Source organism: Pseudomonas sp. S06B 330, from assembly GCF_002845275.2.
In the GTDB taxonomy this organism is placed as follows: domain Bacteria; phylum Pseudomonadota; class Gammaproteobacteria; order Pseudomonadales; family Pseudomonadaceae; genus Aquipseudomonas.
Window position 1 is genome coordinate 5,222,480 of the sequence record NZ_CP088149.1, and the last position, 22,910, is coordinate 5,245,389.

General features: G+C 60.5%; 16 protein-coding genes and 2 tRNA genes. 7 read left to right on the plus strand and 11 right to left on the minus strand.

The window, feature by feature from the left end; genetic code table 11:
• Window positions 1-38: 38 nt before the first annotated feature.
• Window positions 39-3,323, minus strand: coding sequence for a transglutaminase family protein (locus CX511_RS23575; protein ID WP_101292104.1), 3,285 nt, complete (start codon window positions 3,321-3,323; stop codon window positions 39-41).
• A 269-nt stretch (window positions 3,324-3,592) separates the two neighbouring features.
• Between CX511_RS23575 and CX511_RS23580 the strand changes: the two genes are divergently transcribed.
• The 3 genes from CX511_RS23580 to CX511_RS23590 are packed head-to-tail and all read left to right on the plus strand — an operon-like array spanning window position 3,593 to window position 6,388.
• A complete protein-coding gene (locus CX511_RS23580) occupies window positions 3,593-4,909 on the plus strand; it encodes an alpha/beta hydrolase (protein WP_052675478.1) in 1,317 nt (438 codons plus the stop codon).
• Between the two features lie 14 nt (window positions 4,910-4,923).
• Window positions 4,924-5,328 carry a hypothetical protein gene (locus CX511_RS23585; RefSeq protein WP_101292103.1) on the plus strand — a complete coding sequence of 135 codons (405 nt, stop codon included), beginning with the start codon at window positions 4,924-4,926 and terminating at the stop codon, window positions 5,326-5,328.
• 52 nt (window positions 5,329-5,380) lie between these two features.
• On the plus strand, window positions 5,381-6,388 hold the full coding sequence (locus CX511_RS23590) for an alpha/beta fold hydrolase (protein ID WP_231353353.1): 1,008 nt from the start codon (window positions 5,381-5,383) through the stop codon (window positions 6,386-6,388).
• Window positions 6,389-6,482: 94 nt separating this feature from the next.
• On the opposite strand, the gene CX511_RS23595 is transcribed toward CX511_RS23590, so the two are convergent.
• From CX511_RS23595 to rnr, 8 genes are all read right to left on the minus strand, one after another.
• Window positions 6,483-8,786, minus strand: coding sequence for a YgiQ family radical SAM protein (locus CX511_RS23595; protein WP_045182182.1), 2,304 nt, complete (start codon window positions 8,784-8,786; stop codon window positions 6,483-6,485).
• A gap of 101 nt (window positions 8,787-8,887) precedes the next feature.
• The gene (gene dnaB / locus CX511_RS23600; RefSeq protein ID WP_045182180.1) at window positions 8,888-10,285 is read right to left on the minus strand and encodes a replicative DNA helicase; all 1,398 of its coding nucleotides are present in this window, start codon (window positions 10,283-10,285) and stop codon (window positions 8,888-8,890) included.
• A gap of 110 nt (window positions 10,286-10,395) precedes the next feature.
• Window positions 10,396-10,842, minus strand: coding sequence for a 50S ribosomal protein L9 (gene rplI / locus CX511_RS23605; RefSeq protein ID WP_028945689.1), 447 nt, complete (start codon window positions 10,840-10,842; stop codon window positions 10,396-10,398).
• Between the two features lie 18 nt (window positions 10,843-10,860).
• The gene (locus CX511_RS23610) at window positions 10,861-11,760 is read right to left on the minus strand and encodes a hypothetical protein (RefSeq protein ID WP_045182176.1); all 900 of its coding nucleotides are present in this window, start codon (window positions 11,758-11,760) and stop codon (window positions 10,861-10,863) included.
• 36 nt (window positions 11,761-11,796) lie between these two features.
• Window positions 11,797-12,027, minus strand: coding sequence for a 30S ribosomal protein S18 (gene rpsR / locus CX511_RS23615; protein ID WP_009403887.1), 231 nt, complete (start codon window positions 12,025-12,027; stop codon window positions 11,797-11,799).
• Between the two features lie 28 nt (window positions 12,028-12,055).
• Window positions 12,056-12,481 carry a 30S ribosomal protein S6 gene (rpsF, locus tag CX511_RS23620; RefSeq protein WP_101292102.1) on the minus strand — a complete coding sequence of 142 codons (426 nt, stop codon included), beginning with the start codon at window positions 12,479-12,481 and terminating at the stop codon, window positions 12,056-12,058.
• 299 nt (window positions 12,482-12,780) lie between these two features.
• Window positions 12,781-13,533 (minus strand): 23S rRNA (guanosine(2251)-2'-O)-methyltransferase RlmB, encoded by a 753-nt coding sequence (rlmB, locus tag CX511_RS23625; protein ID WP_101292101.1) that lies wholly within the window; start codon window positions 13,531-13,533, stop codon window positions 12,781-12,783.
• Window positions 13,530-16,121, minus strand: a complete 2,592-nt coding sequence (rnr, locus tag CX511_RS23630) for a ribonuclease R (protein WP_101292100.1) — start codon at window positions 16,119-16,121, stop codon at window positions 13,530-13,532. The genes rlmB and rnr overlap by 4 nt, the downstream gene beginning before the upstream one ends.
• A 267-nt stretch (window positions 16,122-16,388) precedes the next feature.
• Here rnr and CX511_RS23635 point away from each other — a divergent pair.
• The 4 genes from CX511_RS23635 (at window position 16,389) to CX511_RS23650 (ending at window position 19,408) form a co-directional block, all read left to right on the plus strand.
• Window positions 16,389-16,475, plus strand: a tRNA-Leu gene (locus CX511_RS23635).
• An 87-nt stretch (window positions 16,476-16,562) separates the two neighbouring features.
• Window positions 16,563-16,649 (plus strand) — tRNA-Leu (locus CX511_RS23640).
• Between the two features lie 177 nt (window positions 16,650-16,826).
• A complete protein-coding gene (locus CX511_RS23645) occupies window positions 16,827-17,840 on the plus strand; it encodes an extracellular solute-binding protein (protein ID WP_101292005.1) in 1,014 nt (337 codons plus the stop codon).
• Entirely contained in the window at window positions 17,840-19,408 is a 1,569-nt protein-coding gene (locus CX511_RS23650; RefSeq protein ID WP_045182164.1) for an ABC transporter permease, read from the plus strand. The genes CX511_RS23645 and CX511_RS23650 overlap by 1 nt, the downstream gene beginning before the upstream one ends.
• Window positions 19,409-19,527: 119 nt before the next feature.
• Here the strand turns inward: CX511_RS23650 and CX511_RS23655 are convergent, their stop codons facing one another.
• Together CX511_RS23655 and CX511_RS23660 are read right to left on the minus strand one after the other, a co-directional pair.
• The gene (locus CX511_RS23655) at window positions 19,528-21,462 is read right to left on the minus strand and encodes a methyl-accepting chemotaxis protein (RefSeq protein ID WP_045182162.1); all 1,935 of its coding nucleotides are present in this window, start codon (window positions 21,460-21,462) and stop codon (window positions 19,528-19,530) included.
• Between the two features lie 138 nt (window positions 21,463-21,600).
• A complete protein-coding gene (locus CX511_RS23660) occupies window positions 21,601-22,893 on the minus strand; it encodes an adenylosuccinate synthase (RefSeq protein WP_045182160.1) in 1,293 nt (430 codons plus the stop codon).
• Between the last annotated feature and the right edge of the window lie 17 nt (window positions 22,894-22,910).

Consider the following 22,910-nt stretch of genomic DNA (forward strand, 5'->3'; position numbering starts at 1 on the left):
CAGTGCTCGAAGGCCACAGGTCAATGTCAGAGTAGCGCTCAGTGACGGCGCAGATCCAGAGTAAAGGGCATTTGTGGATCGATCTGGAGCATCGGCACCGGCAACTTGCCGGGACTGTGCCCAAGGCGGAAAAAACGTGCCTGGCGCCGGCTCTGGGCTTCGTTGGCATTAACCGGTTGGCTGTCGTAATTGCGCCCGCCAGGATGGGCTACGTGGTACTGACACCCGCCCAACGAGCGCCCCATCCAGGTGTCGAGCACATCGAAGACCAGCGGCGCATGCACCGGGATGGTCGGCTGCAGGCAGTTGGCCGGTTGCCAGGCGCGATAACGCACGCCCGCAACGAATTCACCGACTCGCCCGGTAGCCTGCAACGGCACGGCGACACCGTTACACGTCAGCCGATAGCGCTCGGCGCTCATGCCAGTGACCTTGACCTGCAGGCGTTCCAGCGACGAATCGACATAGCGCACGTTGCCACCTGCACCGCCCTCCTCACCCAGCACATGCCAGGGTTCCAGGGCCTGGCGGAACTCAAGTTCGATGCCATTGACCGCGTAGTCGCCCACCTTGGGAAAACGGAACTCAAAATGCGCGGCGAACCATTCGGCACGCAAGGGGTAACCGGCGGCATTGAGCTCGACCAGCACATCGGCAAAATCCTGCTCAATGAAATGCGCCAGCATGAAGCGATCGTGCAACTCAGTACCCCAACGGACCAAGCGGGTCGGTGCATAGGGCTCACGCCAGAAACGCGCCACCAATGCCCGCAGCAACAGCTGCTGGAGCAGGCTCATGCGCGCATGCGGCGGCATCTCGAAAGCCCGCAACTCCAGCAGGCCCAAGCGCCCGGCCGGGCCATCCGGCGAATACAGCTTGTCGATGCAGAATTCGGCGCGATGGGTGTTGCCGGTCACATCAATCAGCAAGTTGCGCAGCAGTCGGTCCACCTGCCACGGTGCGCAGGACTCACCAGGCTCGGGCATCTGCGCGAAGGCAATTTCCAGTTCGTACAGCGCGTCGTTGCGCGCCTCATCCACCCGTGGCGCCTGAGACGTCGGACCGATGAACAGGCCAGAAAACAGATAGGACAACGACGGATGGTTGTGCCAATAACTGATCAGGCTGCGCAACAGGTCTGGCCGACGCAGAAACGGTGAGTCCTGCGGTGTTGCGCCGCCAAGCACCAGGTGATTGCCGCCCCCCGTGCCGGTGTGGCGACCGTCGATCATGAATTTTTCACTGATCAATCGCGTCTGCCGGGCCTGTTCGTAAAGAAATTCGGTGCGTTCGACCAGCTCATCCCAACTGGCTGACGGCTGCACGTTTACCTCGATCACGCCTGGGTCCGGGGTCACCTTGAAGTTAATCAGCCGCGGGTCAGCGGGTGGTTCGTAGCCTTCGAGGATCACCGGGCAATTGAGTTCAGACGCGCTTGCCTCAATCACCGCCACCAGCTCAAGGTAGTCTTCCAGTCGCGAGAGTGGCGGCATGAACACGTACAGGCGCCCGTCCCTGGGTTCGGCACATAACGCCGTACGGGTCAGCCAGTCGGCTGAGGCATCGGCCTTCGGCGCCGGCAGCTCCTGTTCATCCACTTCATGAGCCACACTGGCCGCGGCCAATACGTCACGGCCGGGCAAGTCACCGAGTAGCTGATTAGGATCAGTCGGATGTACATAGGGATACTCTGCCGCACTGACCCAAGGCTGCGCCGCCAGCGGCAGGCGATAACCCAACGCTGAATCACCGGGCACCAGCCGGCAATGTTCATCGCGCAGGTACCAACGCCCGCTCTGCCAGCGTTGCTCATCGGCACTGCGCGCCAGCGGCAGGACCTGACCGATGACCTGATCGAGGCCCTGGCCAAACACCTTGCGCAGCCGTACGCGCTCCATCTCATCATCCAGCCGCGCATCCTCGACGCTGACATTGGACGGCAACCCACCTTCGCGCCATAGGTAGTACAGCGCATCTTCGTAGGCTGGGAATACGTAACGGCCGGGCAACTTCAGCCGTTCGGCAACGCTGGCGAGAAAGCGCCCGGCCAACTGACTGTCGGCACCATAGTCTTCCTGCTCTCGGGCAATCAGTGCTGGATTGCGCCACACTGGCTCGCCGTCACGGCGCCAAAAGCAGTTCAACGACCAACGCGGCAGTTGCTCACCCGGGTACCACTTGCCCTGCCCAAAGTGAACCAGCCCCTTGGGTGCATAGTGCTGATACAGACGCTGGAACAACTCACTGGCCAGGCGACGCTTGTCCGGTCCCAGCGCCGTGGTGTTCCATTCAGCGCCGTCGGGGTCATCAAGGGCAACGAAGGTCGGCTCACCGCCCATGGTCAGGCGCACATCCGCCGCTTTTAGATCCGTGTCGACCTGACGCCCAAGGGTGACGATCGCCTGCCACTGCTCATCGCTATAAGGCAGCGTTACCCGCGGTGACTCCCACAACCGCTCGACACGCATGTCATGGGTGAAAGTACAGTCACAGGGTTCGACCAGCCCGCTGATAGGCGCCGCAGAGGTTGGGTCAGGGCTACAGGCCAATGGGATATGGCCTTCACCGGCAAATAGCCCGGACGTCGCATCCAGGCCGATCCAGCCCGCGCCGGGCAGGTAGACCTCGCACCAGGCGTGCAGGTCGGTGAAGTCTTCATCGGCACCAGAGGGCCCATCAAGGGCTTTGATATCGGCACTCAGTTGAATCAAATACCCGGAAACAAAGCGCGCCGCCAGGCCAAGATGACGCAGCAGTTGCACCAACAGCCAGGCCGAGTCGCGGCAGGAGCCCGAGCCAAGCTCCAGGGTCTGCTGCGGTGTTTGTACACCGGGTTCGAGCCGGATCAGGTAGCTAATGTCCAGACTCAGGCGCTGATTGAGGGCAACCAGAAAATCGACGCTGGGCTGAGGGCTGCGATCAATGCTCTGCAGGTAATCGGCGAACGCGGGGGTCAGCGGCAATTGCTCCAGGTAGGGCATCAGCTCGTGGCGTTCGTCCTTGGCATAGTTGAAGGGAATCTGCTCAGCGTAGGGCTCAAGAAAGAAGTCGAAGGGGTTGAACACCGCCATTTCGGCAACCAGGTCGACTTCTATCCGTAGCTGGTCGGTTTTCTCCGGGAACACCAGGCGAGCCAGGTAATTGCCCTGGGGGTCTTGCTGCCAGTTGATGAAATGCCCGTCCGGCTGCACGTTCAACGCATAGGAGAGAATCCGTGTACGACTGTGGGGCGCCGGACGCAGACGGACGATCTGTGGCCCCAACTCGACAGCGCGGTCGTAACGGTACTCGGTGACATGGTGCAAGGCGACATGGATCGACACGGCGGGCCTCCTGCGAGCCTGGACGGTAGCAGAGCCGCGCAAGACCTGTGCCAGGTGGCCAGTTCCACGATTGCTCCGCGCAACCTGCTCAGGTGCGCCAGAAACGCACCGCAACGAAGCTGCCGTGCAAGCCTTGCACAGATTTGAGGCTTTGCCAGCAGCGACGAGTGGGTCGTTGGCCCCCCATTGAGGGTAGCGACGCAAAACCACGGTGGTCAGTAGGCTATCGCTATGGCGCGGCATACGGATTACCGGCGAACGGAGTGGCAATGAACAACAACAAAAAACCAAAGGCAAGCCCTGAGCGACAGGCTATCGGTATGCCTCGCGTATTGCGCGCCCAGCAACCCGACCGAGAAGCGCGGGCATTTTTGCGCCTGGTCAACTTCTCCACCCGCTTGCGCCCTGCAGAAACCTATTCTCTGCCCAGACTGCGTCAGGGGTGGCGCTTGACCGCGCTTGCGCTCGGACGCAACCCAGCAGTGGGCTCAGTAACGGAGCAACTGATCGACGGTCCCGGTGGGGCCATCACCCTGCGCGTGTTCAAACCTGGCCATACTGAGCCGCTGCGGCCTGCGTTTATGTGGTTTTTCGGCGGCGGGTTCATCATCGGCGATCTGGACACCGCTGATGGCATCTGCCGCAGCATTGCGCTGGCCGCCAACTGCATCGTCATTGCCGTGCGCTATCGCCTGGCGCCGGAGCACGATCTGTCAGCAGGCCGTGCCGATGCCCTCGCTGCGTTCGAATGGGTGGCTAAACAGGGAGCTCAGCTGGGTATCGATATCACTCGTCTGGCCATTGGCGGTGATTCGGCAGGCGGCAATCTCTGCGCTGCCATCGCCCAGGAAAACGTGCGCCGCCGCGGGTCGGCACTGAGCCTGCAAGTGCTGGTGTACCCGGCCACTGAACTGGTGGACAAGTTCCCCTCCTACGCGGAGAACGCGCACAGCAGTGCCCTGCTGACTGATCAAGCCGTTCAGTGGATTGAGCAGACCCTCGCCCCCTCGCTCAGCACACTGGACCTGCTTGACCCTTGGTATTCGCCACGCCGTAACCCCGACCTGCACGGCCTGGCGCCAGCGGTTATCGTCAGTGCCGGTTTCGATCCGATCCGCGACGACGGCCTGGACTATGCCGCGCGTCTGCGTGCAGCCCAGGTGCCGGTGGAACTGCTGCACTACCGAGGTCAGTTCCACGGCTTCATCAATTTCGACTCGGTCAATAGCGCCAGCCGTGACGCGCTGCAGCGCATCGCCGATGCACTGAGCAATGCGTTCGCCCAGCAGTCGCCGGCCGACCGCACGATCGAGATCGCCGACAGAATGCCCCGCAAACACTCGCGACTACGCGCCAGCGCTGGTGAACTGGCCAGCTCGACCCTGACCGCGTGGGTTGTTACCGAACGCTGGGGCAGCGCCTTGCTACGCCTGTTGTCGCCCAAGGCGGCCGACACCTGTGGGCTGTTGATCAAACCTTTGTTCGTGCCCACCGCTCTGATCCGCCGCAAAGCGATTTCCGGTCTTGATCAATTGGCCGCACGCCAAACCTATCCGATAGAAAAAAACTGCTCTGTTAACCGTTGAGTGAGGACCACGTCATGGCATTACCTGATCCGTTAAAACTGTATCGCGAGGCCATCACTCGGTTCGAGGACGGCATCAATGCCCTGGCTGCCCGCAACAACGACTCGAAACAGCTGGGTCTTGTGATCGACCAGTATTCCAAGGTCTCGCTCGGCCTCCAGCACCTGTCGCAAACGTCGCTGGAGCGTTTGCACAGAAGTCTGGACCTGCCCAGCCGTTCCGAAATCGCGGTGCTCGCTGCGTCGTTACAGCGAGTAGAGGACAAACTTGATCAGTTACTGCCGCCCCCCAGCAGTACGCCGATTGCAACACGCCCGCCCCGTACTCGACGTCCGCTGGTTGAAGTTTCCCCTGCGCCGCTCAAACCGGCATCCAAACGTAAAAGCAAGGAAGGAAATCTCGATGCCTCGGCCGCATGAAAGCCCGGTAGCCGACGCGTCGTTGGCCAATAGACTGCGCTCGGAGGTCAGCATGATGATCCAGCGTAGCCGCAAGGGTCTTGAGTACCTGAGCACACCCCCGCCAGCCGTTGGTTTGACCCCCAGGACGCTTCTGCACCGACGCGGTACGGTAAGCCTGTACCACTATCACGCAACATCAGATGAGATTTACCGCGTGCCGCTGTTGTTCGTTATGGCGACGACCAACAAGGCTGCCATTTTCGATCTGGCGAAGGGGCAGAGCCTGATCGAGTTTCTGCTCGCGCGCGGTTACGACGTGTATGTCATTGACTGGAATCCGCCAACTCGGGAGGAGTCACACCTGAAGTTCGAGCATTATGTGCTCGACTTCATTCCCGACTGTATTCGCCGCGTACAGCAGGATTCAGGCGTGGATGACGTCACGCTGGTTGGCTATTGCATGGGGGGCGTGCTCGCAACCCTGTACGCCGCCCTACATCCGGACGGTCCCCTGAAAAACCTGGTGTGCTTCACCACGCCCATCGACTGGACGAAAATGCCGTTGGCCAGCCAACGTCATTTCCAGGCTGAGCGCTTGATCAATGCGAAAGGCATTGTCCCGCCCCAGACCATCGTCAAGGCAATTGAACTGCATCGACCAGCAGGCCGTATTGCCAGCCAGGTCCGGCTTTGGGACAACATGTGGAACGACGACTACGTTAAAGGTCACCGCATGATGGCTCGCTTCAGTGACGAAACCCTGCCGCTTCCAGGCGAATACTTTCGACAGATCAATCAGGACCTGGGAAAAAAGAACGCGCTGTTTGAAGGGGGGTTGCGCATCGCTGGCCAAGAGGTCGACTTGAAAAACATCAAGGTCTCGTTGCTGCATGTCATCGCACAGTACGATTCGCTCGTGCCGCCAGACTGCGCACAGCCTTTGGTGGCGGGAGTGGGTTCGCACGACAAGGCAGAGCTGGTGCTGCCCGGTGGCCATATCAGCCTGGTGGCGGGACCGGCGGCGGTCAAGCGGATGTGGCCCAAGCTTGATCAATGGCTAGGGGAAAGGTCCCTCTAGCCCAACCAAAATGTAACGTGCAAAAAAATACCCCTCACAGAGGGGTATTTATGGGCTGATTACTTGAAACGCTCCGATGGAGAAAACCGCTCAATCAGCGTGGAATCACCGGCTGGCGGGCAGGCTTCTTCTTGCCCTTGCCCCCCTTGGCAGCTTCCTTGCGTTCCTTCGCTGCCTGCTGATTGCGGGCAAACGCCGCAGCCTTGGCCTGCTCACGCTTGTCCCACGGATTGGCGCCGTCACTACCGCGTGGTGGCAAGCCCGTATGCTGGGTAAGGATCTTCTGCTCTTTGGCCACCTTGTGGCTACCCGCTGGCGTCGAGTTCTTGCGACGCGCGCTCTGGTAGCTGTCAGTTGCAGGCTGGTGCAGCGGGATCAGCTGGTGCTTGCCCGGACCGATCAGGTCCGCGCGACCCATGCGCTCCAGCGCTTCACGCAACATCGGCCAGCCCTTCGGATCGTGATAGCGCAGGAAAGCCTTGTGCAGGCGGCGTTGCTGCTCGCTCTTGACGATGGTGACCGGGTCGCTCTTATAAGTGACCTTGCGCAGCGGGTTCTTGCCCGAGTGGTACATGGCCGTGGCCGAGGCCATTGGCGACGGATAAAAGGCCTGCACCTGGTCAGCACGGAAACCGTTGCCCTTGAGCCACAGCGCCAGGTTCATCATGTCTTCGTCGGTGGTGCCCGGGTGCGCAGCGATGAAGTACGGGATCAGGTACTGCTCTTTACCCGCCTCTTTCGAGTACTTCTCGAACATGCGCTTGAAGCGGTCATAGCTACCGATACCCGGCTTCATCATCTGATTCAGCGGGCCTTCTTCGGTGTGCTCCGGCGCGATTTTCAGGTAGCCGCCGACGTGGTGGGTGACCAGCTCCTTGACGTACTCCGGCGACTCCACCGCCAGGTCGTAGCGCAGGCCCGAGGCGATGAGAATCTTCTTCACTCCCGGCAGGTCACGCGCACTGCGGTACAGCTGGATCAGCGCCGAGTGGTCGGTGTTCAGGTTCGGACAAATGCCCGGGAACACGCACGATGGCTTGCGGCACGCCGACTCGATCTCGGGGCTCTTGCAGGCAATGCGGTACATGTTCGCGGTCGGGCCGCCGAGGTCGGAGATAACCCCGGTAAAACCTGGCACCTTGTCGCGAATTTCTTCAATTTCACGAATGATCGAATCGTGCGAACGGTTCTGGATGATCCGCCCCTCGTGCTCGGTGATCGAGCAGAAGGTGCAGCCGCCGAAACAGCCACGCATGATGTTCACCGAGAAACGGATCATGTCGTAGGCCGGAATTTTCTCCTTGCCGTACGCCGGGTGCGGAATGCGCGCATAGGGCATGCCGAACACGTAGTCCATTTCTTCAGTGGTCATCGGAATGGGTGGTGGGTTAAACCACACGTCCACCTCCGCGTGCCTCTGCACCAGGGCGCGGGCGTTGCCCGGGTTGGTCTCCAGGTGCAACACGCGGTTGGCATGGGCGTAGAGCACCGGGTCGTTGCGGACCTTTTCGAACGATGGCAGGCGAATCACCGTCTTGTCACGGGTCATGCGCGGGCTAGCCAGGATCTGCACGACCTTGGCTTCGTTCGGGTCTTCAACCGGGCCCTTTTCCTGCTCGATGGCGCAGGCCTGGGTGTCCTGAGTGTTGACGTACGGGTTGATGATCTTGTCGACCTTGCCCGGACGGTCGATACGCGTGGAGTCGACTTCGTACCAGCCTTGCGGGGTGTCCCGGCGAATGAAGGCAGTGCCGCGAATATCGGTGATGTTTTCGATCTTTTCACCGAACGCCAGGCGTTGGGCCACTTCGACGATAGCCCGCTCGGCGTTGCCGTACAGGAGGATATCGGCGCAGGCGTCGATCAGGATCGAATGACGAACCTTGTCCTGCCAGTAATCGTAATGGGCGATACGGCGCAGCGAAGCCTCAATGCCGCCGAGGACGATTGGCACATGCTTGTAGGCTTCTTTACAGCGCTGGCTATAGACCAGGCTGGCGCGGTCCGGACGCTTGCCGGCCAGACCACCCGGGGTATAGGCGTCGTCGGAGCGGATCTTTTTGTCGGCAGTGTAGCGGTTGATCATCGAGTCCATGTTGCCGGCCGCGACGCCGAAGAACAGGTTCGGCTCGCCGAGCTTCATGAAGTCGTCTTTGGACTGCCAGTTCGGCTGGGCGATGATGCCGACACGAAAGCCCTGGGCCTCAAGCAGACGGCCGATGATCGCCATCCCGAACGACGGATGGTCGACGTAGGCGTCGCCGGTCACGATGATGATGTCGCAGGAATCCCAGCCGAGCTGATCCATCTCCTCCCTGCTCATCGGCAGGAACGGTGCTGGTCCGAAGCATTCGGCCCAGTACTTGGGATAGTCGAAAAGTGGTTTGGCTGCTTGCATGTCAGTGACCGGTGGCTAATCGATGAAAAATCGCGGGCGCGGAATATAGCACAAAATTTAACCAATTCCGACGTTAAAGGTCGGAATTGGCTGATTTGGCTTTATTCGTCGTCGTCGAAGTTGTAACTACCTGGTGCCAGGTTCTCGAAGCGCGTGTACTTACCAATGAAGGCCAGGCGGATAAAGCCGATCGGACCGTTCCGCTGCTTACCGATGATGATTTCGGCGATGCCCTTGTGCTCGGTTTCCGGGTGATACACCTCGTCCCGGTACACGAACATGATCACGTCGGCGTCCTGCTCGATTGCACCCGATTCACGCAAGTCGGAGTTCACCGGGCGTTTGTTCGGCCGCTGTTCAAGCGAGCGGTTGAGCTGCGACAGCGCTACCACCGGGCAGTTGAACTCTTTGGCCAGGGCCTTGAGCGAGCGGGAGATCTCGGAAATCTCGTTGGTACGGTTGTCGCCGCTGGAACCTGGGATCTGCATCAACTGCAGGTAGTCGATCATGATCAGGCCGATTTCGCCATGCTCACGCACCAGGCGACGGGTCCGCGCACGCATTTCCGACGGGCTGATGCCGGCGGTATCGTCGATGAACAGCTTACGATCGTTGAGCAGGTTGACCGCCGACGTCAGGCGCGGCCAGTCGTCGTCTTCCAGCTGACCGGAACGCACCTTGGTCTGGTCGATGCGGCCCAGGGACGAGAGCATACGCATGATCAGCGATTCACCTGGCATCTCCAGGGAGTACACCAGAACCGCCTTGTCGCTGCGCAACACGGCGTTCTCCACCAGGTTCATGGCGAAGGTGGTCTTACCCATGGACGGACGGCCAGCGACGATGATCAAGTCGGCCGGCTGCAGCCCGCTGGTCTTCTCGTCGAGGTCGGTGTAACCGGTCGACAGGCCGGTAATCGCGCTGTCGGTGTTAAACAGCGTGTCGATACGGTCGATGGCTTTAGTCAGCAGGTCGTTAACGCCCACCGGGCCGCCGGTTTTCGGTCGCGCTTCGGCGATCTGGAAGATCTGTCGCTCGGCTTCATCGAGGATTTCGGCGGCGTTACGCCCCTGGGGGTTGAAGGCGCTGTCAGCAATCTCGTTACTGATGCTGATCAACTGGCGCAGGGTCGCCCGCTCGCGGATGATCGCCGCGTAGGCCTTGATGTTGGCCACCGACGGGGTGTTCTTGGCCAGCTCACCGAGGTAGCCGAGGCCACCGACCTGGGAGCTGAGACCTTCCTTGTCCAGTTGCTCGTGCAGGGTTACCACGTCGAACGGGGCGTTCTGGTCAGCGAGTTTGTGGATGGCGCGGAAGATCAGGCGGTGGTCATGCCGGTAGAAGTCGCCGTCGGAGACTTGATCAAGCACTCGCTCCCAGGCGTTGTTGTCCAGCATCAGGCCACCGAGCACGGCCTGTTCGGCCTCGATGGAATGTGGCGGCACCTTCAGCGCAGAGGTTTGCAGATCATATTGCTCGGGGGCGGTTATCTCGTTCATGGCCACGCAGGAATCAGGGTGATGAAAAAGACAAAGGGCACGACCTGCAAAGCAGGATCGTGCCCGATGTTAACCGGCTGGCACTCAGGGTGCCAGCCGATTGGTACAGCTTAGGCTGCGACAACAACCACGCGAACGGTGGCTTCAACGTCGCTGTGCAGGTGCACGGCAACGTCGTATTCGCCGACGTTACGGATGGTGCCGTTCGGCAGACGAACTTCAGCTTTGGCCACTTCAACGCCGGAGGCGGTCAGGGCGTCAGCGATGTCGTGGGTGCCGATCGAACCGAACAGCTTGCCTTCGTCACCGGCGGTGGCAGTGATGGTCACTTCCAGCTCGGCCAGTTGGGCAGCGCGGGTTTCAGCCGAAGCTTTTTTCTCTGCAGCCAGTTTTTCCAGCTCAGCACGACGCTCTTCGAACGCAGCCAGGTTGGCAGCGGTAGCAGCGGTGGCCTTGCCGAATGGCAGCAGGTAGTTACGGCCGTAACCAGCCTTAACATTTACCTTATCGCCCAGGTTGCCCAGGTTAGCGATTTTTTCCAGAAGGATCAGTTGCATGTGAAAATCCTCTTACTTTTAACCTTCACCGTTCGCAGAATCGTTATCGGCACCTTTAGGGGGTACCTTGCGACCGCGAAAATCAATCAGGCTGTCGACAATGGCCAAAACCACGAGCAACGGATAAGTCAGCTGCATGAACAGCAGCAGTGTCACGTACATCCCAACCAACCAGAACTTGCCCAGTCGTCCTTGTGCCACCAGCCCATGCATCAGGGCGAGCCCTGCAAACATCAGCGGTACGCTGCACAGCGGCGTCAACATCGCCAGTTCAGGACCGAAATTCGGTCCCACCAGCATGAGCACCACCAACACCAGCGTTGGCACCAAGGGGAGTCTGACCGCTTGAAACTCGCGCCCAAAACCACCCGGGTTATACAGTAACGCCTGCCAGTACCGTCCCAACATCAGGGCCAGCACACTGACGGCTTGCAACAATGCCGCTATGAGGCCGTTGAGCACCGGTGCAATCAGGCTTCCCAGGCGGGCCCGCTCCTCTACCGACAACTGCTGGTAGAGACCGTCGAGCATCTGCGGCAGGGCTTTTTCAAGCGCTCCAGCCAGAGCTTCAATCGGTTCGCGGAACACCGAACCCAGGATTACGCCATACACCAGGCCCATGGCGATGCTGAACAACAGCACCCGATTCCAGGACTGTCCGGCGCGCAGTAGCGCAGCCAACCCCAGCGTTCCCAGCAACACCATCAAGGTGCGCGGCTCGCCGAAGAACCACCAGGCCAACGCCGGCAATAATGCCCAGGCGAGGACTCCGGAGGCGTCCTTGAAACCGCGCCGCAGGAACACCAGGCTCCCAGCGGCGGCACTCAACCAGAACAACAGCGGCAATGCCGCACAACCCACCACCACCAGGGTGGCCTGCACGCGACCGCGCATGATGAAATCAGCTAAGGCGCGCATGCACTCTATCCTTTGCTACTTGTCGACGACCCGGTCTCAGCGGCCGTGGCTGTCGGTGTAGGGCAGCAGGGCCAGGAAGCGGGCGCGCTTGATAGCGGTAGCCAGCTGACGCTGATAACGAGCTTTGGTACCGGTGATACGGCTTGGAACGATTTTGCCGGTTTCGGATACGTAAGCTTTCAGGGTGTTGAGATCTTTGTAATCGATCTCTTTCACGTCTTCAGCAGTGAAGCGGCAGAATTTACGACGACGGAAGAAACGTGCCATGTAATAGGCTCCTCAAAAGGTCCGTGGATTACTCGTCAGCGTTATCGCTGTTGTCGCTGTCATTGCTGTCGTCGCCATCGGCGTTGTCAGCATGCTCAGGACGGTCGCGACGCTCACGGCGCTCACTGCGGTTTTCTTCAGCCTTGAGCATCTCGGACTGGCCGGTAACGGCTTCGTCGCGACGGATGACCAGGTTACGGATCACGGCATCGTTGTAGCGGAAGTTGTCTTCCAGCTCGGCCAGGGCCTTGCCAGTGCACTCAACGTTCAGCATCACGTAGTGAGCCTTGTGAACATTGTTGATTGCGTAGGCCAGTTGACGACGGCCCCAATCTTCCAGACGGTGGATCTTGCCGCCGTCTTCTTCGATCAGCTTGGTGTAACGCTCAACCATGCCGCCGACTTGCTCGCTCTGGTCAGGGTGGACCAGAAAGATGATTTCGTAATGACGCATGAATGCTCCTTACGGGTTGTAGTCTGCCACCAGAGTGGTCAGACAAGGAGTGAATGACACTGTATGTCTTGCCTTGGCTGGGGGCGCGTGAGCGCCTGCCAACATGGCAAGGGGCGCAATTGTAGAGAAGCGCCAGGGGACAAGCAAGGGAATTGGTGAATTATTGAGCAGCCCCGCGAAGAGGGAGCCGGAACACCTGCGAGAGCGAATTCATCCGCGCTGGGTCGCAGCGCGACCCCAAAGATAGGGCTGCTATGCGGTCCTTCGCGGATGATTTCGCCCCCACAGGTGCAGCGGTGTCAGACCTTGGCTTTGGCCTGGCGCTGACGAACGGCCTCGAACAGGCACACGCCAGTCGCCACCGACACGTTCAGACTGCTGACGCTACCGGCCATCGGCAGCTTAACCAGGAAATCACAGTGCTCACGGGTCAAGCGGCGCATGCCCTTGCCTTCGGCCCCCATGATCAGGATGGTCGGCCCGGTCAGGTCTTGCTGATACAGCTCCTGCTCGGCCTCACCCGCAGTACCGACAACCCACAAGCCACGCTGCTGGAGCTTTTCCAGTGTGCGCGCAAGGTTAGTCACGGCCACCAACGGGATCACTTCGGCAGCGCCGCAGGCCACTTTCCGCACCGCCGGGGTCAGGGTTGCCGACTTGTCCTTGGGCACGACCACCGCCAGCGCACCCGCCGCATCGGCGGTGCGCAGGCAGGCGCCGAGGTTGTGCGGGTCAGTGACACCGTCGAGCACCAGGATCAACGGCGCGCCTTCGGTACGATCGAGCAGCTCTTCGAGCATGGCCTCGCCCCAGACCTGGCTTGGGCTGACTTCAGCCACAACGCCTTGATGCACGCCTTCAACCCAGGCATCCATCTCGCGACGCTCTGCCTGGCCGATCGCCACGCGGTTCTGCGCGGCCAGTTCAAGCAGAGGCTGTAGACGCGGTTCACTGCGACCTTCGGACAACCAGATCTGCTTGACCCGCTTAGGGTGATGACGCAACAGGGCTTCTACGGCGTGAACGCCGTAGATTTTTTCCAACTGACTCATGACTTGGCCTTGGGTTTACGTGATCCAGAGCCTGCTTTTGGCGGCCCCTTGCGATGCTTGCTCGGTTTCTCCGACGACTTGCCAGCCTTGGAAGACGACTTGCCACCGGCGCTTTTGGCATCGGACATCAGTGCCTTCTTCATTTCCCGGCTCTTACGCACTTCGGCGTTTTTCGCCGCGGCGTGCGAAGGAAAATAAGCTTCGGCGGTTTCGTTCTTTTTGCTCCTACGCGCAGGCTCGGCCTTGGTCACTTCAGCCTTGTCGAGGACCGGAACCGCTTTGCCATCTTGGGGGCGCACGCCTTCGGAACGCTGCTTGCGACCAATCGGCGCCTTCAGGGTGTTCTCTGCCATCTCGAAGTCGATCTTGCGCTGTTCGAGGTCGACGCGCATGACCCGTACTTCCACCGTGTCACCCAGGCGGAAGCTACGACCGGTGCGCTCACCGGCCAGGCGGTGGTGCACAGGGTCGAAGTGGTAGTAATCGCCCGGCAAGGCGCTGACATGCACCATGCCTTCGACGTAGATGTCGGTCAGTTCGACGAACAGGCCAAAGCCGGTCACCGCGGTGATCACACCCGGGAAACTCTCGCCGACGCGATCTTTCATGTACTCGCACTTGAGCCAGTTGACCACATCGCGAGTGGCCTCGTCGGCGCGCCGTTCGCTCATCGAGCACTGCTCGCCGAGCTGCTCCAGAGTCGCCTCGTCGTACGGATAGATCCGCGCCTTGGGAATGCTCATGGCGCCAGCGCGTTTGACGTGCGGGGTTTCCTGGCGCGAACGGATCACACTGCGGATGGCCCGGTGGGTCAACAGGTCCGGATAACGGCGGATCGGCGAGGTGAAGTGAGTGTACGCCTCGTAATTCAGACCGAAGTGGCCGTTATTGTCAGCGCTGTACACCGCCTGGCTCAGAGAGCGCAGCATCACCGTCTGAATCAGGTGGAAGTCTGGGCGATCACTGATCTGCGCCAACAGTGCCTGGTAGTCCTTCGGCGATGGACCATCCTTGCCTTTGTGCAACGACAGGCCCAGCTCACCCAGGAAGGCGCGCAGTTTTTCCAGGCGCTCTGGCGGTGGACCATCGTGTACACGGTACAGCGCAGGAATTTCGTGTTTCTTGAGGAATTCGGCAGTGGCGACGTTGGCCGCCAGCATGCATTCCTCGATCAGCTTGTGGGCGTCGTTGCGCACGGTCGGGCGGATTTCCGCGATTTTGCGCTCGGAGCCGAAGATAATCCGGGTTTCCTGGGTTTCGAAGTCGATCGCGCCACGGGTATGACGGGCCGCCAGCAGTACCTTGTACAGCGCATAGAGCTGCTTGAGGTCCGGCACCACTTCGCTGTACTGCTCGCGCAGGGCTTTGCCTTCGCGGGTACGGGCGTGTTCGAGCATGCTGCTGACCTTGTTGTAGGTCAGACGCGCGTGAGAGTGGATCACCGCTTCATAGAATTGGTAATCGACCATCTGCCCGGACTTGTTGATGGTCATTTCACAGACCATCGCCAAGCGGTCGACGTGCGGGTTCAGCGAGCACAGGCCGTTGGAGAGTTCTTCCGGCAGCATCGGCACGACGCGTTCAGGGAAGTACACCGAGTTGCCGCGCACCTGGGCTTCGGCATCCAGGGCAGACCCCAGGCGCACATAGCTGGAAACGTCGGCGATCGCCACGTACAGGCGCCAGCCACCGGAGAACAGGCGCAGTTTGCCCAGGCTCTCGCAGTAGACCGCATCGTCAAAGTCGCGGGCATCTTCGCCGTCGATGGTCACGAACGGTAGATGACGCAGGTCGATGCGGTGCTCTTTGTCTTTCTCTTCGACTTCCGACTTGAGCTTGCGCGCTTCCTTGACCACCGCTTCAGGCCAGACATGCGGAATGTCATAGCTGCGCAGGGCAACGTCGATTTCCATGCCCGGGGCCATGTAGTTACCGATCACTTCGGTGACATCGCCCTGAGGCTGGAAGCGCGGGGTCGGCCAGTGAGTGATCTTCACTTCAACGAACTGACCGATCTTCGCGCCACCATTGCGCCCCGGCGTGATCAGCACTTCCTGCTGGACCTTGGGGTTGTCGGGGGTAACGAAGCCGATACCGCCTTCTTCGAAATAGCGACCAACGATGGTTTCGTGGGCACGCGAGATCACTTCGACCACCACGCCTTCACGGCGGCCTCGGCGGTCAAGGCCGGAGACGCGGGCCAGGGCACGGTCGCCATCGAACACCAGGCGCATCTGTGCCGGGCTCAAGAACAGGTCATCGCTGCCATCGTCCGGGATCAGGAAGCCAAAACCGTCGCGGTGGCCGGCGATGCGGCCGAGGATCAGGTCGAGCTTGTCTACCGGGGCATAAGTGCCGCGCCGGGTATAGATCAGCTGACCGTCACGCTCCATCGCCCGCAAACGGCGGCGCAGGGCTTCGATCTGGTCTTCGGTGGTCAGGCCGAACTCTTCGACCAGCTGCTCACGGGCAGCCGGCGAGCCGCGCTCGTCCAAGCGCTGCAGGATCAGCTCACGGCTAGGAATAGGGTTTTCGTATTTTTCCGCTTCACGAGCGGCCTCGGGATCGAGGGTCTGCCAATCGGCCATTAGGAGGGGTTCACCTTGTCTATATAAGGGTTAGTTTGGCATAGGCGTATTGAAACCGGAAATTTCAGGCTTGGACAGCCCTCTCAGAGCCCCCTGGATGCTGCCAAAACCATCATAAGGAACAACGACTTGAAAATTTTAAGATTTTTTCTGAACGGGGCTTTACAGCTCTCAGAGGCATCCGTATAGTGCGCACCACAACGACGGCCACCGTCGTTATAGTTGAGATGCAACGTGATGTGAAGCATCATGTGACCTTAGCGAAATGCCCAGATGGTGAAATTGGTAGACACGCCAGCTTCAGGTGCTGGTGACCTTACGGTCGTGGAAGTTCGAGTCTTCTTCTGGGCACCAATTTCAAATCTTAGAACTGCCCCGCGCTTCTGAGATTTACTGCAACACGCTACACTGTTTTCGTTACAAGCTACACCGCTTCATTTTGCCCAGATGGTGAAATTGGTAGACACGCCAGCTTCAGGTGCTGGTGACCTTACGGTCGTGGAAGTTCGAGTCTTCTTCTGGGCACCAATTCAGATCAAACCCGCGAAAGCGGGTTTTTTCGTTTCTACCCCGCCTCATTTCTTGCCTACGCCCTCCTGACTAACCGATAGCCTGCTCATGAATTTCCCTTCACAAGGGCACTTGAGAAGCGATATCGCTTATCATTGTTTCCAGATATGTAGCCGCAAGCGAGGAAACACCCGCATGATGTTCCGCAATAACCCCCTGTTGCGCGGCCTGGCCGTTTCTGTTTTTGCCCTGGTGCTTGGCGCCCCCGCCGCCATGGCCGCCGACCCGATATCGCTGACCCTGTACAACGGCCAGCACAAGGAAATCGGCGACGCCATCGCCAAGGCCTATGAGGCCAAGACTGGCGTCCACATCAACGTCCGCAAGGGTAGCAGCAACCAGCTGGCTAGCCAGATCATCGAAGAAGGCGAGCGCTCGCCAGCCGATGTCATCTACACCGAAGAGTCGCCACCGCTGAACAACCTGGGCGAACTCGGCCTGCTGGCCAAGATCGACGACTCCACCCTGCAGATGCTGCCCAAGGAATTTGTCGCCGGCAACGGCACCTGGATGGGCGTGACAGCACGAACCCGGGTTGTCGCCTTCAACCCCAAGGTCATCGACGAGAAAGAACTTCCGCCTTCGGTCATGGACTTTGCCAACCCCGAGTGGGAAGGCAAGATCGGCTTCGTGCCGACCAGCGGCGCGTTCCAGGAACAGGCCGTGGCCATCCTCAAGCTGCACGGCCGTGAGGCTGCCGAAGAATGGCTGACCGGCCTCAAGGCCTTCGGCAAGACTTACACCAATAACATGGTTGCCCTCAAAGCCGTGGAAAACGGGGAAGTAGCCGCCGTACTGGTTAACAACTACTACTGGTATGCACTGAAAAAAGAACGCGGCCAGCTGGATTCGAAACTCTACTACCTGGCGGATGGCGACGTCGGCGGCCTGATGACCATTTCCGGCGCCGCAGCCGTCAAGGCCAGCAAACACCCTAAGGAAGCCCAGGCGCTGCTGGCCTGGATGGCCAGCGAAGAAGGCCAGCGCGTAATTACCCAGACCACCGCCGAATACCCGCTACACAAAGGCATGGTCTCGGACCAGGGTCTGAAGCCGTTCGAGGACCTGCGTCCGCCGAAAATCACCCCAGCCGACCTGGGCAACGCTGAAGAAGCCCTGGAACTCGAACGCGAAGTTGGCTTGCTGTAATGAGCGCAGCCCTGCCCGCGATCCAACCGACCAGTCGCTATGTCCCCAAGCGCAAGCGCCCCTCTATCTGGGTCGTGCTGCCGGTACTGCTACTGGTCGGTTTGAGCCTGCTACCCCTGCTCTACGTTGCCCTGAAGACCTGGGAAGCGGGCTGGCGCGAAGCGCTGCATCTGCTCTGGCGCCCGTTTGTTTGGGGCCTGATGCGCAATACGCTAATGCTGATGACGGGCGTAACCCTGGCCTGTATGGCCCTCGGCGTAGCGCTGGCCTGGCTACTGGAACGTAGCGATCTTCCTGGGCGACGCGTGTGGGGCGTGATCCTCTGCCTGCCGTTTGCCGTACCAGCCTTCGTCAGCGGCTTTACCTGGGTATCCTTGAGCCCGCGCTTCGAAGGCCTGGCCGGCGCCATCCTAGTGATGAGCCTGTCCAAGTACCCGCTGGTGTTCCTGCCCGTGGCCGCGACCCTGCGCAATCTCGACACCTCACTTGAAGAGTCGGCGCGCACCCTGGGGCAAAATCGCTGGGGGGTGTTCTTCAAGATCACCCTACCCCTGCTGTGGCCATCGATTCTCGGCGGCAGCCTGCTGATTGCCCTGCACATGCTGGTCGAGTTCGGCGCGCTGTCGATCCTCGGCCTGCAAACCTTCACTACGGCGATTTACCAACAATTCGAACTGGAATTCAGCAACGCCAATGCGGCCATGCTCTCGGCTGTACTGCTGTTCATGTGCTTACTGATGCTCTGGTTTGAGCTGCGCGTGCGCGGCAATGCCCGGCATGTGCGAATTGGCCAGGGTGTAGCGCGGCGCGGCGCCCCCATTCGCCTACGGGCATGGATGCCGGCAGGACAATTGTTTTGCCTGGCCCTGGCATTGCTGGGCAGCGGGATTCCCCTGGGCATGCTCGGCTACTGGCTGAGTGTTGGTTCGTCCGCGGCCTTCCCGGTCGCCGATATCAGCCGCGCTCTGTTCTCCTCGCTATCACTGTCGCTGGGAGGCGCTGGCCTGAGCCTGCTGCTGGCATTGCCAGTGAGCTTTCTGGTGGTGCGCTACAAAGGTCGCCTGGCGATCTGGGCCGAGCGCTTGCCTTATTTGTTGCACGCCCTGCCCGGCCTGGTGATTGCCTTGACCCTGGTGTATTTCGCTTTGCACTACGTGCCTGCGCTGTACCAGACCACCGGGTTGTTGTTGCTGGCGTATGCCCTGCTGTTCTTGCCTCTGGCCCAAGCGCCGGTGCGCACAGCGCTGCACAAGGCAGCACCGCAACTTGAAGAGGCGGCGCGAACACTCGGGGCGACTCAATTCAGTGCATTCTGCCGGGTCACCTTGCCGATCATCTTCCCGGCACTGGCAGCGGCGTTTGCCCTGGTGTTTCTGGATGCCATGAAAGAACTGACCGCCACCTTGCTGCTCAGCCCGACAGGCATGACCACTCTGGCTACCGAGGTGTGGGCGCACACAGCCAATGTCGAGTTTGCGGCTGCCGCCCCCTATGCCGCCTTGCTGATTCTGGTGTCTGGGTTGCCGGTGTACCTACTGACAACGCGAATGTACCTGAACCGCGCTTGAGCCCTCCCCACATAGGATCCGGGCGCATTGATTGCCTGTATGAAATCGGCGCGGTGTCAGCTGTTACGCGTCGCCTGCATCGCTGGCAAGGCCAGCTCCCACAAGCTCGGAGGACGGGATCAGGCGCGGAATTGACCCAGGCTAGCCTTGAGCTGCTCCGCCAGGTCATCCAGCACCTTGCTGCTGGCGGTGGTCTGCATCACCACTTCGGCAGCCCGCTCGGCCTGGGCATGGATGGTCTGCACCCGCCCACGCACCGCTTGCGCGCCTTGCGCCTGCTGCTCCGCCGCGCGGGTAGCCAGACCAATCGCCGCATGCACCTGCTCAACCGACGCCTGCACCGACTGCTGCAATCGCGCGTTGTCACGTAGCACCAGCAACCCTTCGCTGGCCTGTCGCCCAGCCTGACTGATCGCGGCCACCGCCTCTTTCGCACCCTGCTGCAACGCACCAATATGCGCTTGGATATCGCCCGTCGAGCTCTGGGTTTTGCTGGCCAAGGCCCGCACTTCGTCCGCCACCACCGCAAAGCCACGCCCGGTCTCACCTGCCCGCGCCGCCTCGATAGCAGCATTGAGCGCAAGCAAGTTGGTCTGTTCGGCAATGCCATGAATCACTGTCAGCACCACCTCAATCTGCTCGCTTTGCTGCGCCAGGCGCTCGATGACCTTCGAGCCGGTCTGCACCTGCCCAGCCAGGTCTTCAATAAGCTTGGCCACCTGAGTCGAAGTGCGCGAGTTTTCATCCGTGGCCTGACGAATATCCACCACCTGCTGCAAGGCCGACTGCATGGCCTGGCTTTCGGCCTGGGCCTCATCAGCCATGGTCGACAGGTCGCGCAGGCTCGCCGCCACTTCGTCACGCTGCAGCTCGGCAGCCGCATCAGCCCCAGCGTTGCGCTGAGCCATGGCGCCGATCTCAATGCCAGTACGCTGGGCCACCTCCCCCGCCTCACGTACGATTGGCTGCAGCTTGTCGACAAACTGGTTAACCGCTGCCGCCATGTCGCCAATCTCGTCGCGACTGTCGATGCTGACCCGCTTGGTCAGATCGCCCTCACCGGCGGCCAGATCGTTCAGCGCAGCAATCAGCAGGCGCAGCTTATTGACCACCCGCCGCCCCAGCACCACCGCCACCGCCAGGAGCACACCAAGGCCGACCAGGGCCAGACCGACGCCGATGTTCCAGCGCAGGGTTGTCGCAGCGTCCTGAACGCTTTGCGAGGTATTAGCCTGCATACCAGCAGCACTCGCCTGTGCAGCCTCCAGGCGTGCACGCAAGGCCTTGTTGCTGTCGGCTGCCGCGCCCACCAGGCTTTCACCGACCAATTGATCCCCACTGGCGATCAGCGCCGAGAAGCGCTTGTCGAGCGCCACCAACTCGGCATCGACGGCGGCGGTAGAGACCCCCATCAGTACCTTGCCGATTTCCACGCCGTTGGGGTTGATCGAGGCTTCGACGAAATACACCGACGGATCATTGCGTGCGGCATCCAGAACCTTGTCCAGCGCCCGCTCACCCTGCCCCTTTTCCAGCAAGGCCTGGTTGATCGGATTCTGCCGATTCAGGTAGCGGGTCAGGTGCTGCCCCTGGACATCGTCGTACACCACGAACAGCACGCTGGGATTGCGCTGGGCACGCCGGGAGAACTCGGACAGAGTCGGTACATCGTTGTCCCACATGGCCCGCGGGGCGACCGAGGCCAGCAGTTCAGCCATATCATTGGCCGAGTCCTTGAGGTTCTTCTCCAGCGTTGCCCGCAATTGAGCCTGTTCGCTTTGCAGACGAGTGGAAAGCCCCGCGGTCAGACGCTGGCGGGTACTGGCAGAGAGGCTATCAAGCCCCGCGCTGACTTCCTGCCCGGCCTGTTCGAGCTCGGCGGACAATTTCTGACTGTCGGCGCCCAATCGTTTGCCAAGGTCAGCCTCAAGTGTGGTGACGGTGCTCCGAGTCAGCGCGACCGCGACCAGCACCTGCACCAAAAGAGCGATACCAAGGGCAACAAACACAGGCCGCAGCAGGCGGCTTCGTAACAGTGAGAGAACGGCTGACACGTAAGAACCCTCTACTACTGGGGCCACTAAAATGATGGCAACCCTGAAGCGATTCTTACAGCAAAGGTTGTGCCGAACAGCAGACAGAAACGACAAAGGCCCCTAAAAAGGGGCCTTTGCTTTTACATCACTCGCGGATTAGGCGAACGGATGACGCAGCACGATGGTCTCGTTGCGGTCAGGGCCGGTGGAGATGATGTCGATCGGCGCGCCGACCAGCTCTTCTACACGCTTGATGTAAGCACGGGCATTGGCCGGCAGCTCTTCCAGGGTCTTGGCACCCAGGGTCGACTCGGTCCAGCCCGGCATCTCCTCGTACACCGGCTCCAGACCGATGTAGCTGTCAGCGTCGGTTGGCGCGTCGATCACTGCACCGTTCTCGTTCTTGTAGCCAACGCAGATACGGATGGTTTCCAGACCGTCGAGCACGTCCAGCTTGGTCAGGCACAGGCCCGAGATGCTGTTGACGTCGATAGCGCGACGCAGGATGACGGCATCGAACCAGCCGCAACGACGGGCACGACCGGTGGTAGCACCGAACTCGTGGCCACGCTTGGCCAGGAAGGCACCCACGTCATCGAACAGCTCGGTCGGGAACGGGCCCGAACCAACGCGGGTGGTGTAAGCCTTGGTGATACCCAGGATGTAGTCCAGGTACATTGGGCCAACGCCCGAACCGGTAGCGATGCCGCCAGCGGTGGTGTTGGAGCTGGTAACGAACGGGTAGGTACCGTGGTCGATGTCCAGCAGCGAACCCTGGGCACCTTCGAACATGATGTCCTTGCCAGCGCGACGCAGGTTGTGCAGCTCAGCGGTGACGTCGAGCATCATCGGCTTGAGCAGCTCGGCGTACTCCATGCACTCGTCCAGGGTCTTCTGGAAGTCGATTGCAGGCTCTTTGTAGTAATTGACCAGCACGAAGTTGTGGTAGTCCAGCAGCTCGCCGAGCTTGGCTGCGAAACGCTCACGGTGGAACAAGTCACCGATGCGCAGACCGCGACGGGCAACCTTATCTTCGTAGGCTGGGCCGATACCACGACCGGTGGTACCGATCTTCGCCTCGCCACGGGCTTTTTCGCGAGCTTGGTCGAGCGCCACGTGATAGGACAGAATCAGCGGGCAGGACGGGCTGATACGCAGGCGCTCGCGCACCGGTACACCCTTCTCTTCCAGCTTGTTGATTTCACGCAGCAGGGCGTCCGGTGCAACCACCACGCCGTTGCCGATCAGGCACTGCACGCCTTCGCGCAGCACGCCCGACGGGATCAGGTGCAGCACGGTCTTCTCACCGTCGATCACCAGGGTGTGGCCCGCGTTGTGGCCACCTTGGTAGCGCACTACGGCGGCAGCATGTTCGGTCAGCAGATCAACGATCTTGCCTTTGCCCTCATCACCCCACTGGGTGCCCAGGACTACGACATTCTTACCCATAACACTTGTCCTCATTC